Consider the following 14,212-nt stretch of genomic DNA (forward strand, 5'->3'; position numbering starts at 1 on the left):
GACAGCGTCACGGCCGAGTGAACCGCGAGTAGGAAGGGGCGCGCGAATACCGTTGCGGGCGTAGCGTCGAATGTCATGAGTATTCGACTCGGGTACCAGATTCCGAACTTCAGCTACTCGACTCCCGTCCGCGACCTGTTTCCGACTGTCATCGCCCAGGCTCGGGAGGCGGAGGCCGCCGGATTCGACGCCGTGTTCGTGATGGACCACTTCTACCAACTGCCGGGGATCGGCGAGCCCGACGAGCCGATGCTCGAGGCCTACACGGCACTGGCCGGAATCGCGACGGCCACCGACTCGATCCAGTTGTCCGCACTGGTCACCGGCAACACCTACCGGAACCCGGCGATGCTCGCCAAGACGGTGTCCACGCTCGACGTCGTCAGCGGCGGCCGGGCGGTCCTGGGCATCGGCGCCGGCTGGTTCGAGCTCGAACACCAGCAGTTGGGATTCGAGTTCGGCACGTTCACCGACCGGTTCGAGCGGCTCACGGAGGCGCTCGCGATCATCTCGCCGATGCTCCACGGCGACCGGCCGACGTTCGAGGGCAAGTGGTACCACGTCGAGAACGCGATCAACGAGCCGCGCATCCGCGACGACCTGCCGATCATGCTCGGCGGCGGCGGCGAGAAGAAGACGTTCGGGCTCGCGGCCCGCTACGCCGACCACCTCAACATCATCGCGAACGCGACCGAGCTGCCGCGCAAACTCGAGGCCCTCGCACAGCGCTGCGAGGAGGTCGACCGTGACCCGAAGACGCTCGAGACGAGCTTTCTCGCGTTCGTGATGCTCGACGAGGACGGGGACAGGGCCCGCGAGATGCAGCGCGAGTTCCTGCTGTCGCGTGGCGTGGACCTGTCGGCACTGTCGGTGGCCGAGCGGGCCGTCGCGACGGATCGGCAGTTCGTCGGCAGCCCGGACGAGGTGGCCGAGCAGATCAAGACCCGGGTACTCGACGTGGGCGTCGACGGCGTGATCGTCAATCTGGTGGCCAACGGACACCAGCCGGGCATCGTCGAACTGGTCGGTCGCACCCTCGGACCGCTCGTTCGTGGCTGACCGCAGGCGCGCGACCGAAACCCGCGCAGCGCGGAATCGCTGACCGCGCTGCAGCGGGCCGCCGGTGTGGCACCCTGAGCGGATGCGAGTAGCTGTTGTCGCCGGACCAGAGGCCGGTCATGCCGTCCCGGCCCTGGCGCTGTGTCGGAAATTCGTTGCCGCGGGCGACGATCCGGTGTTCTTCTCCGCGGGACGGTGGCTCGACGTCGCACGTGGCATCGGGATCGAGGCGCGCAAGCTCGGTGGTCTCGCGCCGCGCGAGTTCGACGACGACTCCGACTCCGGATCGAAGATCCACGGTCGGGCGGCGCACGTCTCGACGGCGCTGCTGCCCGACATGCGTGACGTCGCGCCCGATCTCGTGGTGTCCGACATCATCACCGTCGGCGGCGGCATGGCTGCCGAACGGCTCGGGGTGCCGTGGGTGGAGTTGTCGCCGCACCCGCTGTACCTGCCGTCGAAGGGCCTGCCGCCCATCGGGTCGGGTATGGCGCCCGGCACCGGTGTCGGCGGCCGCCTCCGGGACACGCTGCTGCGGGCCGCGACCGCGCCGTCGATCCGGAAGGGGCGGGTCCAGCGCAGCGAGGCGCGGGTGAGCGTCGGCCTGTCCGCCCGGGACCCGGGCCCGGCGGCGCGGCTGATCGCGACCCTGCCCGCGCTCGAGGTGCCGCGCCCGGACTGGCCGTCGAACGCGCATGTCGTCGGGCCGCTCGTGTGGGAGCCTGCCGACAACGTGCTCGACCCGCCGCCGGGGGACGGGCCGCTGGTGGTCCTGGCGCCGTCCACCGCGTCGACTGGGGCCGGCGGCATGCTCGACACGGCGATCCGGGCGCTCGACGGGCTGGGTGTGCGGATGCTCGTGACCCTGTTCGAGAAGCCCGAGATCGATCTGCCGGACTGGGTGCGTGCCGGGTACGGGCGGCAGGACGAGATGCTGCGGAATGCGTCGGCGCTGATCTGCGGCGCCGGCCACGGTGTGCTCGCGAAGGGACTCCTGGCAGGTGTGCCGGCGGTGACGGTCCCCGGTGGCGGGGACCAGTGGGAGGTCGCGAACCGGGTCGCCCGTGGCGGTCTGGGGGTGATGATCCGCCCGCTGGAGGTCGCGACGCTGCGGGACGCGGTGCGGAAGGTCCTCGACGACCCGGCCTACGCTGCCGCCGCGCGGCGGGCGGCCGACGGGATCGCGGACGTCGCCGACCCGGTCGCGGTGTGCCGGGCGGCGGCATGAGCGGCGTGGCGGTCCGGCCGATTCCGCTACGGTGGCACATGTGCGACTGACCGAATTCCATGATCTCGTCCGGGAAGAGTTCGGACAGGTACGCGGCGACTCCCTGCTGGTCGACCACGTCATCCTCAGTCTGGGCGGGAAGACCGCCGTCGACGCCATCGAGGACGGCGAGGATCCCCGCGCGGTGTGGCGCGCGCTGTGCGACGAGTTCGACGTTCCGCCGCAGCGTAGATAGCGCGGCGCCGGCGGTGCGGCACCCCCGCCGGTGATTGACTCGAACAGATGTTCGCTTATGCTGGGATCATCCGTTGTCGTCCACACGTTGCGGCTGAGTGCGGCGGTTCGGACCGTTCGAGCCGGCGAAGTTGTCGGTACCGGGCTCTAACCTGATCCCAGATCGCTGGACGAGACTTCGAAAAGGGGACCACGATGGCACCACAGGCACACGACCGCGACAAGGCGCTCGAGCTGGCTCTGGCACAGATCGACAAGAGCTTCGGCAAGGGCTCGGTGATGCGTCTGGGTGAGGAGGCTCATCAGCCCATCGCCGTGATCCCCACCGGATCGATCGCGCTGGACGTGGCGCTGGGTATCGGCGGTCTGCCCCGCGGACGCGTCGTCGAGATCTACGGTCCGGAGTCCTCGGGTAAGACGACGGTCGCGCTGCACGCGGTGGCGAACGCGCAGGCCGCCGGCGGCATCGCGGCGTTCATCGACGCCGAGCACGCGCTCGATCCGGAGTACGCCCGCAAGCTCGGTGTCGACACCGACGCCCTCCTGGTCTCGCAGCCCGACACCGGTGAGCAGGCGCTCGAGATCGCGGACATGCTGATCCGTTCCGGCGCCCTCGACATCATCGTCGTCGACTCGGTGGCCGCGCTGGTGCCGCGTGCCGAGATCGAGGGCGAGATGGGCGACAGCCACGTCGGTCTGCAGGCGCGACTGATGAGCCAGGCGCTGCGCAAGATGACCGGTGCCCTCAACAACTCGGGCACCACGGCGATCTTCATCAACCAGCTGCGCGAGAAGATCGGTGTGATGTTCGGCTCGCCCGAGACCACGACCGGTGGTAAGGCGCTCAAGTTCTACTCCTCGGTCCGCCTCGACGTCCGCCGCATCGAGACGCTCAAGGACGGCACCGACGCGGTCGGTAACCGCACCCGCGTCAAGGTCGTCAAGAACAAGGTGTCGCCGCCGTTCAAGCAGGCCGAGTTCGACATCCTCTACGGCCAGGGCATCAGCAAGGAGGGCTCGCTGATCGACATGGGCGTCGAGCACGGGTTCATCCGCAAGTCCGGATCCTGGTACACGTACGAGGGCGATCAGCTGGGCCAGGGCAAGGAGAATGCCCGCAAGTTCCTGCTCGAGAACACCGACATCCGCGACGAGATCGAGAAGAAGATCAAGGAGAAGCTCGGTATCGGTGCGGTCGTGACCGACGACAGTGCCGAGTCGGCCGACTTCTAGGCCGGTGAGTGTCGTACCCCGCCCGGCCGGCGATGCCGATCGGGCGGGGGAGAACCACCCAACGATGATTGACGACGAAACGGATCACGGCCCCGAACGGCGCACGAGCCGCTCGGGAAGGGGGCGTTCACGGGGTCGCCAGGTCGGCCCGGACGGGGAACCGTTCGAACTCCAGGGCTCCCCGGAGACGCTCGCGGCGCGGGCCAAGGACGTGTGTCTGCGGCTGCTCACCGATCGTGCGCGCAGCCGCGCGGAACTCGAGCAGAAGCTGGCGCAGAAGGGCTACCCGCAGGCCGTCGTGGAGCGAGTCCTCGACCGCCTCGCCGAGGTCGGCCTCGTCGACGATGCCGCGTTCGCGGAGCAGTGGGTCCACTCTCGGCACACCTACTCCGGTCGCGGCCGGCGGGCACTCGCAACGGAACTGCGCCGCAAGGGCATCGACCAGCAGACGTCCACCGAGGCGCTGTCGCAGATCAGTTCCGACGACGAACACGAGAAGGCCGCCGAACTGGTCCGCAAGAAGCTCGTACGTATCACCGCTGAGGACATCGCAGACCGCGACGACAGAGAAAAATTGATGCGCCGACTCGTCGGCATGCTCGCGCGCCGCGGCTACCCGGCATCCATGTCGTTCGCCGTCGTCAAGGCGGAACTGGACGACCTCGGCTCGGAAACGTAAAGGGCTCGCGGAGGATTGATTCCTCCGCGAGCCCTTCACGGTGCTCGTACCGTCAGAGTCGCGGCTGCGACTTCACGGTGTCGCTGAAATCGTCGATGCCGGGGGCGCCGTCGAGTTCGTTGGTGTCGATCGGCACGACGACCGGGCGGGTGCCCTTCTTGCCGCCGCTGCGGAGCCGCTTCTCGAGCCACGTCGCGAAGGACGTGAGCGCGAAGTTGATGATCACCATGATCACGCCGACCACGACCAGTGCAGCGAAGAAGTTGCGGTAGTACGACGCCGCCTGCTGGCCGCTGCGGATCAGCTCGATGTAGCCGATCTGGTAGCCGAGCGCCGAGTCCTTCAGCGCAACCACCATCTGAGACACCAGGGCCGGCAGCATCGTGGTGATCGCCTGCGGCAGCAGGATCAGCCGCATCATCTGGCCCTTGCGCATACCGAGCGCTGACGCGGCCTCGGTCTGACCCTTCGGCAGCGACAGGATGCCGGCCCGCAGGATCTCGGCGATGACCGAGCCGTTGTACAGGGTCAGGCCCACGACGACCGCGGCCAGCGCCAGCTGGTTCGACGGGAACACGCCGTACTGGGCGAACGCCTGGTAGGCGAAGATCATCAGGATCAGCACCGGAATCGCCCGGAAGAACTCCACGAACGCGCCGCAGATCCAGCGGACCCACCGGTGATCGGAGAGTCGACCGATGCCGAGGACCGCGCCGAGGATCAGCGCGAACACGATCGACAGGGACGCCGCGAGCAGCGTGCCCTTCAGGCCCGGCAGTAGGTAGGTGGTCCACGTGAAGTGGTCCAGGAACGGCGACCACTTGTCGGCCTCGAGCTGGCCGTTGTCGGCCAGCACGTTGAGCACGTACAGCGCGACCGCGACGAGGACGATGCCGAAGACGATCGCGATCAGCCGGTTCCGTACCCTGGCCCGGGGGCCGGGGATGTCGAAGAGAACGCTCGACTGCTGGGTCATCGCTTCACCGCCAGACGCTTGCCGAGGTAACCGAACAGGAAGCCGACCGGCAGCGTCAGGATCATGAATCCGATCGCGAAGATCGCGAAGACGAGGAACAGCTTGTCGGCCTCGTTCTCGATCATCGTCTTCATGAGCAGTGACGCCTCGGCCACACCGATGGCCGAAGCGATCGTGGTGTTCTTCGTCAACGCGATCAGCACGCTGCCCAGGGGCGCGATGACCGCGCGGAACGCCTGCGGCAGCACGATCATCCGGACACTCTGGGTGAACGTCAGGCCCAGCGAGCGGGCCGCCTCGGCCTGGCCGAGCGGAACGGTGTTGATGCCCGACCGCAGCGACTCGCACACGAAAGCGGCGGTGTAGACGACGAACCCGAGCACCGCGAGCCGGAAGTTGTTCTGATCGATGAACTTCGGGGAGTCCTCGGGGGCGAAGTACACGCCCAGGTTCTGGTAGAGGCCCACCGAGCAGAACACGATGATGAGCGTCAGCGGTGTGTTGCGGAAGATGTTGACGTACCAGGTCGCGAAGATCCGGAGGATCGGCACGGGGGAGACCCGCATCGCGGCGAGGAGCGTGCCCCAGATCAGGGCGCCGAGCGCCGACCAGAAGGTGAGCTGCACCGTTGTCCAGAACGCGCTGACCAGCTGATCACCGTAAGTATCAAGTAGTCCCATTTCACCTCCTCCGCATCAGTACCGGTCGACGGCCGGCGGCGCGGGAAGCGCATAGCCGGACTCGCCCATGGTGTCCTCGAGTGCCCGCTGCCAGGCCCCGGTCGCGATCATGTCCTCGATCGCATCGTTGATCTTCATCCGTGCTTCCGTATCGCCCTTCGGTAGACCGACTCCGTAGGGCTCGGTGGTGAACGGTTCACCGGCAAGCTTGAACTCACCGGGGTACTGGGCGGAGTATCCGGCCAGGATGATGTCGTCCGTGGTCAGGGCGTCGACCTTGCCGCGGTGCAGAGCCTCGACGCACGACGAGTAGCTGTCGAACTGCTGCAGCTGCACGCCGGGGTACGATTTCTTGATCTTCTGCGCCGGGGTGGAGCCCGACACCGAACACAGCTTCTTCCCACCTTGGAGGGACTCGGGTCCGGTGATCGTGTCGTCATCGGCGCGGACCAGAAGCGACTGCCCCGCGATGTAGTACGGGCCGGCGAAGTCGACGACCTTCTTGCGGTTGTCGGTGATCGAGTACGTGCCGACGACGAAGTCGACCTCGCCGTTCTTGATCAAGTTCTCGCGCTGCGCCGACGGGGCCTCGCGCCACGTGATGCCGCTCTCGGGAACACCCAGGTAGTTCGCGATGTACTTGGCGACCTCGACGTCGAAGCCGGTCATCGTCTTGTCCGGCTCGCGCAGCGCCAGTCCGGGCTGGTCGTACTTGGTGCCGATGGTGAGGTGCCCGTCGGCGGCGTCGGCGAGCACGTCCCGTGGCTCGCTGCTGCCGCACGCCGAGGCCGTCAGCACGACCGCGGTGAGGGCTGCGACGACGGACAGGATGCGGGGGGATCTGATTCGTCTCATGGTGTTTTCCTCCGCCCCGGTGTCAGTGGCCGAGGATCTTGCCGAGGAAGTCCTTGGCGCGATCGGACTCGGGTGCGGTGAAGAACGTGTCGGGGTCGGAGTCCTCGATGATCGAACCGTCGGCCATGAAGATGATCCGGTCGGCGGCCTTGCGCGCGAATCCCATCTCGTGGGTGACGACGATCATGGTCATGCCTTCCTTGGCGAGGTTGACCATGACGTCGAGGACCTCGTTGACCATCTCGGGGTCCAGCGCGGAGGTGGGCTCGTCGAAGAGCATCACCTTGGGATCCATCGCGAGCGACCGGGCGATCGCCACGCGCTGCTGCTGTCCGCCGGACAGCTGCGCGGGGTACTTGTCGGCCTGCGACTCGATGCCGACCCTCTCGAGGAGCGCCAGGGCGCGCTCCTTCGCCTCGGCCTTGTCGATCTTGCGGACCTTGACCGGCGCCAGCATCACGTTCTCGAGCACGGTCTTGTGGGCGAACAGGTTGAAGCTCTGGAACACCATCCCGACGTCCGAGCGCAGCCGCGCGAGGGCACGGCCCTCGGCGGGGACTGCGACGCCGTCGATCGTGATGGAGCCGTTGTCGATCGGCTCGAGTCGATTGATCGTGCGGCACAGCGTCGACTTGCCGGACCCCGAGGGGCCGAGCATCACGACGACCTGGCCGGCCGGAATCTCGAGTTCGATGTTCCGTAGAACGTGCAGGTCGCCGTAGTGCTTGTCGACACCCTTCATCAAGATCATCGACGGGGTCCCGGGAGCCGTTCCGGTTGTCTCAGGCTGCGTCATAACGCGTAACCCTATATGGACTTTTTGCGTACCCGCTGGTCTAGAGCCGATCGATCTTGAACGATACAGTCGCGGCGGTCGCCTTCGGTGGACCAATGTGGCCCCGACAGGCGGTTTTGTGCGGGGCCGTACCCTGGACGCGTGGAGACGATCGACCAGAACGCCGGGCGCAGTTACGAGGTCCGCACGTACGGCTGTCAGATGAACGTGCACGACTCCGAGCGGCTCTCGGGTCTACTCGAGGACGCCGGTTACACCAGGGCTGTGCCGGGGGAGCAGGCCGACCTCGTGGTCTTCAATACCTGTGCGGTGCGTGAGAACGCCGACAACAAGCTGTACGGGAATCTGAGCCATCTCGCTCCGGTCAAGGAGGAGCGCCCCGGGATGCAGATCGCCGTCGGCGGCTGTCTCGCGCAGAAGGACCGCGACACGGTGGTGAAGAAGGCCCCGTGGGTCGACGTCGTGTTCGGCACCCACAACATCGGTTCGCTGCCGGCGCTGCTCGAGCGGGCCCGTCACAATCAGAAGGCCGAGGTCGAGATCCTCGAATCGCTCGAGGCGTTCCCGTCGACACTGCCGGCCAAGCGCGAGTCCGCCTACGCCGGATGGGTGTCGATCTCCGTCGGCTGCAACAACACCTGCACGTTCTGCATCGTGCCCGCGCTGCGCGGCAAGGAGGTCGACCGGCGCCCCGGCGACATCCTCGCCGAGGTCCAGGCGCTCGTGAACGAGGGTGTCCTCGAGGTGACACTGCTCGGGCAGAACGTCAACTCGTACGGCGTCTCGTTCGCCGACCCCGAGATCCCGCGGGACCGCGGCGCCTTCGCGAAGCTGCTGAGTGCGTGCGGGCAGATCGAGGGGCTCGAGCGGGTGCGGTTCACGTCCCCGCATCCGGCGGAGTTCACCGACGACGTCATCGAGGCGATGGCGACCACCCCCAACGTGTGTCCGCAGCTGCACATGCCGCTGCAGTCCGGCTCGGATCGGGTCCTCAAGGCGATGCGCCGGTCGTACCGCAGCGCGAAGTTCCTCGGAATCATCGAGAAGGTTCGTGCCGCGATGCCGCATGCCGCGATCACGACCGACATCATCGTCGGCTTCCCGGGGGAGACCGAGGAGGATTTCCAGGCGACCCTCGACGTGGTGCGGCAGGCGCGGTTCACGAGCGCCTTCACGTTCCAGTACTCCAAGCGTCCGGGCACCCCGGCCGCCGAGATGGACGGCCAGCTGCCGAAAGCCGTTGTGCAGGAACGCTACGACCGGCTGATCGCGCTGCAGGAGGAGATCACCCTCGACGAGAATCGCAAGCTCGTCGGCACCGAGGTGGAACTGCTGGTGACCGCGGGCGACGGCCGCAAGAACGCCGAGACCGCGCGCATGAGCGGACGCGCACGAGACGGTCGCCTGGTGCACTTCCGTCCCGAGGGCAACCTCGACGGCGACCTGCGCCCCGGCGACGTGATCACCGTCGTCGTGACCGGTGCTGCCCCGCACCACCTGGTCGCGGACAATCTCGTCCTCACCCACCGGCGCACCCGCGCCGGCGACTCGTTCGAACGAGGGGTCACGCCGAAGACCCCGCCGATCGGTGTCGGGCTGGGGCTGCCGCAGGTCGGCGCCCCCGCACCGCTGCCAGCACAGATGGGATGCAACGCATGAGCACCTCGGACAGCGGCGACGCTTCCGGTAGCGAGAACCGGCCGGACCGAGACGGCCCGGGTGTCCCGGGCGTTCCGGATCCGATGGACGAGTACCAGAAGGACTTCGAGGCCGCCGAGAAGAAGGTCGCGGGGGAGATCGACCCCGGCATGCGCGCAGTCGTCGTGGCCGTGTGCGTGCTGGTGCTCCTGCTGTCGTTCACGCTGCCGCACACCGGATCCGTGAACGGCTGGGACGTACTCGTCGGCAATCAGGACGCGATCGACGAGAACATCAAGCTGCCGTCGCGCATCTTCGTGTGGATGGCACTCGTGTTCGGCGGAGTCTTCTCGATTCTCGCGCTCGTGACCCGGCGGTGGGTGCTGGCGTGGATCGCGTTGGCCGGTACCGCGGTGTCGGCGGTGTTCGGCATGCTCGCGATCTGGTCGCGGCAGACCCTCCCGGCGACTGAGGCCTCGAGTTCGGGTCCGGGATTCGGTCTCGTGCTGGGCTGGATCACGGTCATCGTCCTGACCTTCCACTGGATCAAGGTGGTGTGGAGCCGGACCGCGGTGCAGCTCGCTGCCGAGGAGGCGCGCCGCAACGCCGCGAGCGAGGACTCGGCGCGCGAGGACTGGCAGAACTGAGTTCCGGCGACCCAGGTCGCCCGAAACACGAGTGAGGGGTGCGACGCCGACCGGCGTCGCACACCCTCACTCGTTACCGATCAGAGCTCGTTGACGGCGCCCTCGGCGGCTTCGGCCCACTCACGCCACTGCTTGGCCTGGGCGAGGGCCTTCTCCGCGTCCTTGGTCTTGCCTGCCGCGGTGGCCTTGGCGGCCTGCTCCTCGAACTGGGCGACGCGCTCACGGAACTGGGCGGCCCGCGCCAGTGCCTCGGGATCGGTGCGGCGCCACTCCGAGTCGGCGGCCTCGCGCACGCGCTTCTCGATGGCGCGGAGCTTGCCTTCGAGATCGTGCATCCGCTCGCGCGGAACCTTGCCGATCGCGTCCCACTTCTCCTGCAGGTCGCGCAGCGCCGCGCGAGCCGCCTCGAGATCCTTGTCGGGATCGATGGCGCTCGCGGACTTCAGCAGCTCTTCCTTGGCGACGGCGTTCTGCGCGAACTCCGCGTCGCGTTCGGACGCCGCGGCGTTGCGGGCGGCGAAGAAGACGTCCTGCGCCTCCTTGAAACGGCGCCACAGGGCGTCGTCCGCTTCGCGGGGCGCCCGTCCGGCGGCCTTCCACTCGGCGAGCAGGTCCCGGAACTCGCCTGCCGTCGGACCCCAGTCAGTGGAGGTCGCCAACGCCTCGGCCTGGGTGACGAGCTCCTCCTTGCGGGACTTCGCGCCGGCGCGCTCCCGATCGAGTTCGGCGAAGTGTGTGCCTCGCCGGCGGTTGAAGGCCTCGCGGGCCTTCGAGTACCGCTTCCACAGGGCGTCGTCGGTCTTGCGATCGAGTCCCCGGATGGTCTTCCACTCGTCGAGGATCTCGCGCAGCCGGTCACCCGCGACCTTCCACTGGGTGGATTCGTTGCCGATCTGCTCGGCCTCGGCCGCGAGCGCCTCCTTGCGGGAGGTCTGCTCCTGCCGCGATTGCTCCTTGTCTTGCTTCTCCTGCTCCTCGGCCTGCGCGGAGCCCGCGATGATCGCCGTCAAACGAACGCTCAGTGTGTCGATGTCGCCGATGACCGCCGCGGTGGGGAGTGACTCGGCGAGCGCCGCGGCTGCGGCCCGGGTCTTCTTGGCATCGCCGGCACCGGAGGCCAGGCGCGTCTCGAGGAGCGTCACCTCGGTCGCCAGGTCGTCGTACCGTCGTCCGAAGTGCGCGAGGCCCTCGGCGGCGTCCCCTGCCTGCCACGAGCCGATCTGTCGTTCGCCGTCGGCCGTCTTGACCCACGCGGTGCCGTCGTCGTCGACCCGGCCGAACAGGCTGGGATCGCTGGTGGCCACGGCGGGCATGGCGTGGGTCGGAGCCGGACCGGGCTTGGGCGAGCTCGATGTCACGGCACCCGGCTTGGCGGCGCCGGGCTTGGGGACACCCGGCTTGGGGGTACCCGGCTTGGGTGCGTTGCTCTCGGTCATAGCTCCTCGTCTCTGCCGCGCGTCACGGCTGCCTGATCGCACTGTCGCCTCCCACCTGGGTCCGTCGGTCGATCGGAAATGGTGGGAGCCTGCAGCGACTGTTCAAGACTATTGAAACAGGTATGACCCTCCGAGGGCGTCACCTCGGGTCGACTACCGTGGCGCAGTGTGTTGACCGCCGCTGCTTTCGTGCCCTCGCCCCCGCTGCTGGTGCCCCAATTGGCCGGGGCCGCAGCGCCGGAAACCGACCGGTTGCGCCGAGCCGTGCTGGATGTGTCCGGCAGGCTGGGCGAGGCGTGCGGGCAGTGGACCGTGATCGGTGTCGCCGATCCCGGTGCGCCCGCCGCCGAGATCTCCCCCGAATCGTGCGGCACCTTCGCGGGATTCGGGGTCGACGTGCGAGTGTGCCTGGCGCCCGGCGAATCCGACCGCGGCGAGGTCGACCCGGCGATGCCGCTCGCGGCTCTCGTCGCCGGGTGGTTGCGCGGGCGCGCCGCACCGTCGGCCACGGTCCGGGTGCGAATCCTCGCGCCCGACACGCCGATCGCCGAGTGCGTGCGCCTGGGGGAGCAGTTGCGCCACGAACTCGACGCGTCGCCGTCGCCGCAGGGACTTCTGGTCGTGGCGGACGGCGCGAACACGCTGACGGACAAGGCTCCCGGGTCGCTCGACGAGCGGTCTGCAGATGTCGAGGCGGTGCTCGGTCGGGCCCTCGCGAGCGGTGACTGTGGGGCGCTCGGAGGTCTCGACGCCCGGTTGTGCGGCGAGATCGGGCTGTCCGGCCGTGCTGCGTGGCAGACACTTTCGGCCGCGTTCGGCGGCCCGGACGGCGGTCCGCGCAAGGCGGAGTCGCTGTATTCAGGGGCGCCTTTCGGGGTCGGCTACCACGTCGGGATGTGGCTGCCGTGACCGATCAGGGTCGTACTCCGATCGCCGTCGTGGGTCCCACTGCCACCGGGAAGTCGGATCTGGGCCTGGATCTCGCGGAACGGCTGGGCGGCGAGATCGTCAACATCGACGCGATGCAGCTCTACCGCGGGATGGATGTGGGCACCGCGAAGCTGAGCGTGCCGGAGCGGCGTGGAATCGTCCACCACCAGCTCGATGTGCTGGACGTCACCGAGACCGCGACGGTGGCGCGGTACCAGGAGTCGGCGCGCCGCGACATCGAGGACATCCGCGCGCGGGGCGCAGTGCCGATCATCGTGGGCGGTTCGATGATGTACGTGCAGTCGCTGCTCGACGAGTGGGCGTTCCCGGCGACCGATCCGCAGATCCGGGCGCACTGGGAGTCCGTGCTCGCCGAACGCGGCGTGGCCGCGGTGCACGCGGAGCTCGCGCGGGTGGATCCGGAGGCGGCGGCGTCGATCCTGCCGACGGACGGGCGGCGGATCGTGCGGGCGCTCGAGGTCGTGCAGCTCACCGGCAAGCCGTTCGCCGCGTCCGCGCCGAAGATCGGTGAACCGCGTTGGGGGACCGTCATCGTCGGTGTGGACCGCGAGACCGAGGCGCTCGACGCGCGGATCCGGTTGCGCACCGAGCTGATGTTCGATCGGGGCCTGGTCGACGAGGTGCGGGCGCTGGTCGAGGTGGGGCTCCGTGAGGGTGTGACCGCGCAGCGGGCCATCGGGTACGCGCAGGTGCTGGCCATGCTGGACGGCGAGTACGACCTCGCCGAGGCGGTGGAGCGCACGTTCATCGGTACCCGTCGGTACGTCCGCCGGCAGCGGTCGTGGTTCCGGCGGGATCCGCGAGTGCACTGGGTGGACGGGGCCGATCCGAACCTCGTCGAGGCCGCGCTGGAGCATGCGGACCGGTCGCTAGAGTGAGTCCCATGGAATTCAGCAAGGGCCACGGCACCGAGAACGACTTCGTGATCCTGCCGGATCCGGACGCCGATCTCGCGTTGCCCGCACACCGGATCGCCGCGCTGTGCGACCGCCGTCGCGGGCTCGGAGCCGACGGCCTGCTGCGGGTGGCCCGGGCCGGCGCGCTCGCGGCGGTGGGCGTGCTGGCCGAACTGCCCCAGGGCGTCGGTCCCGACGACTGGTTCATGGACTACCGCAACGGTGACGGCTCGATCGCCGAGATGTGCGGCAACGGTGTCCGGGTCTTCGCGCACTACCTGCGCGCGACCGGCCTCGAGCTGCACGACGAGTTCGTCGTGGGCAGCCGCGCCGGCGCCCGCCCCGTCCGGGTGCACGCGGCCGACCACGTGCACGGCGACGTGACCGTCGGCATGGGACAGGTGCGCGAGCTCGGGTCGTCGACCGCAACGGTCGGCGGGCGCCTGCTCGACGGCATCGGCATCGACGTCGGTAACCCCCACCTCGCGTGCGTCGACCCCACTCTCACGTCCGCGGCACTCGCGGCGCTGGATCTGACGGCGGCGCCCGGATTCGATCCCGGATTCTTCCCGCAGGGCGTCAACATCGAGATCCTCACCCCGCTCGCCGACGGTGCAGTGGAGATGCGCGTGCACGAGCGCGGCGTGGGCGAGACCCGGTCGTGCGGCACGGGCACCGTCGCGGCCGCCGCCGCGGCGCTGCGGGCATCCGGCGACACCGACGGCAAGGTCGAGGTGCGGGTGCCCGGCGGCCGTGTGGAGGTGTCGATCGACGGTGGTCGGGCGGCGCTACGGGGGCCGTCGGTGCTGGTCGCGTCCGGCACGGTCGACGACCGCTGGTGGACCGAGCTGGGTTGATGCCGGGCTCGCCCGGGTGCCGGGCGGCGGACGGAAATGCGCGTGCA

General features: G+C 68.7%; 15 protein-coding genes. 10 read left to right on the forward strand and 5 right to left on the reverse strand.

The window, feature by feature from the left end:
• Positions 1-75: 75 nt before the first annotated feature.
• The 5 genes from HUN07_RS11295 to recX all read left to right on the forward strand — a co-directional run bounded on the left by HUN07_RS11295 (position 76) and on the right by recX (position 4,433).
• On the forward strand, positions 76-1,059 hold the full coding sequence (locus HUN07_RS11295; protein WP_114719827.1) for an LLM class F420-dependent oxidoreductase: 984 nt from the start codon (positions 76-78) through the stop codon (positions 1,057-1,059).
• A gap of 82 nt (positions 1,060-1,141) precedes the next feature.
• The gene (locus HUN07_RS11300; RefSeq protein WP_174909738.1) at positions 1,142-2,287 is read left to right on the forward strand and encodes a glycosyltransferase; all 1,146 of its coding nucleotides are present in this window, start codon (positions 1,142-1,144) and stop codon (positions 2,285-2,287) included.
• Positions 2,288-2,327: 40 nt separating this feature from the next.
• A complete protein-coding gene (locus tag HUN07_RS11305) occupies positions 2,328-2,522 on the forward strand; it encodes a DUF3046 domain-containing protein (RefSeq protein ID WP_114719831.1) in 195 nt (64 codons plus the stop codon).
• 194 nt (positions 2,523-2,716) lie between these two features.
• The gene (gene recA, locus HUN07_RS11310; protein ID WP_114719833.1) at positions 2,717-3,754 is read left to right on the forward strand and encodes a recombinase RecA; all 1,038 of its coding nucleotides are present in this window, start codon (positions 2,717-2,719) and stop codon (positions 3,752-3,754) included.
• Positions 3,755-3,818: 64 nt separating this feature from the next.
• Entirely contained in the window at positions 3,819-4,433 is a 615-nt protein-coding gene (gene recX, locus HUN07_RS11315; RefSeq protein ID WP_174909740.1) for a recombination regulator RecX, read from the forward strand.
• A gap of 52 nt (positions 4,434-4,485) precedes the next feature.
• On the opposite strand, the gene HUN07_RS11320 is transcribed toward recX, so the two are convergent.
• Genes HUN07_RS11320 through HUN07_RS11335 form a run of 4 tightly spaced genes read right to left on the reverse strand, consistent with a single transcriptional unit; the run spans position 4,486 to position 7,695 of the window.
• Positions 4,486-5,409 (reverse strand): amino acid ABC transporter permease, encoded by a 924-nt coding sequence (locus HUN07_RS11320; protein WP_174909742.1) that lies wholly within the window; start codon positions 5,407-5,409, stop codon positions 4,486-4,488.
• Positions 5,406-6,089 (reverse strand): amino acid ABC transporter permease, encoded by a 684-nt coding sequence (locus HUN07_RS11325; RefSeq protein ID WP_114719839.1) that lies wholly within the window; start codon positions 6,087-6,089, stop codon positions 5,406-5,408. Before HUN07_RS11325 ends, HUN07_RS11320 begins: the two co-directional genes overlap by 4 nt.
• 15 nt (positions 6,090-6,104) lie before the next feature.
• Positions 6,105-6,944, reverse strand: coding sequence for a glutamate ABC transporter substrate-binding protein (locus HUN07_RS11330; RefSeq protein ID WP_114719841.1), 840 nt, complete (start codon positions 6,942-6,944; stop codon positions 6,105-6,107).
• A 22-nt stretch (positions 6,945-6,966) separates the two neighbouring features.
• Positions 6,967-7,695 (reverse strand): amino acid ABC transporter ATP-binding protein, encoded by a 729-nt coding sequence (locus tag HUN07_RS11335; RefSeq protein ID WP_174909744.1) that lies wholly within the window; start codon positions 7,693-7,695, stop codon positions 6,967-6,969.
• Between the two features lie 186 nt (positions 7,696-7,881).
• Between HUN07_RS11335 and miaB the strand changes: the two genes are divergently transcribed.
• The gene (miaB, locus tag HUN07_RS11340) at positions 7,882-9,399 is read left to right on the forward strand and encodes a tRNA (N6-isopentenyl adenosine(37)-C2)-methylthiotransferase MiaB (RefSeq protein WP_114719845.1); all 1,518 of its coding nucleotides are present in this window, start codon (positions 7,882-7,884) and stop codon (positions 9,397-9,399) included.
• On the forward strand, positions 9,387-10,025 hold the full coding sequence (locus tag HUN07_RS11345; RefSeq protein ID WP_114719847.1) for an Rv2732c family membrane protein: 639 nt from the start codon (positions 9,387-9,389) through the stop codon (positions 10,023-10,025). The genes miaB and HUN07_RS11345 overlap by 13 nt, the downstream gene beginning before the upstream one ends.
• An 80-nt stretch (positions 10,026-10,105) precedes the next feature.
• On the opposite strand, the gene HUN07_RS11350 is transcribed toward HUN07_RS11345, so the two are convergent.
• Positions 10,106-11,461 carry a DUF349 domain-containing protein gene (locus tag HUN07_RS11350; RefSeq protein ID WP_114719849.1) on the reverse strand — a complete coding sequence of 452 codons (1,356 nt, stop codon included), beginning with the start codon at positions 11,459-11,461 and terminating at the stop codon, positions 10,106-10,108.
• A gap of 168 nt (positions 11,462-11,629) precedes the next feature.
• Between HUN07_RS11350 and HUN07_RS11355 the strand changes: the two genes are divergently transcribed.
• From HUN07_RS11355 to dapF, 3 genes are read left to right on the forward strand one after another with little or no spacing between them, the layout of a single operon-like run.
• Positions 11,630-12,370, forward strand: a complete 741-nt coding sequence (locus HUN07_RS11355; protein ID WP_174909746.1) for a hypothetical protein — start codon at positions 11,630-11,632, stop codon at positions 12,368-12,370.
• On the forward strand, positions 12,358-13,290 hold the full coding sequence (gene miaA / locus HUN07_RS11360; protein ID WP_174909748.1) for a tRNA (adenosine(37)-N6)-dimethylallyltransferase MiaA: 933 nt from the start codon (positions 12,358-12,360) through the stop codon (positions 13,288-13,290). The genes HUN07_RS11355 and miaA overlap by 13 nt, the downstream gene beginning before the upstream one ends.
• 5 nt (positions 13,291-13,295) lie before the next feature.
• Positions 13,296-14,165 (forward strand): diaminopimelate epimerase, encoded by an 870-nt coding sequence (gene dapF, locus HUN07_RS11365; RefSeq protein ID WP_174909750.1) that lies wholly within the window; start codon positions 13,296-13,298, stop codon positions 14,163-14,165.
• Positions 14,166-14,212 lie beyond the last annotated feature (47 nt).

Source organism: Rhodococcus sp. W8901, assembly GCF_013348805.1.
Lineage (GTDB): Bacteria > Actinomycetota > Actinomycetes > Mycobacteriales > Mycobacteriaceae > Prescottella.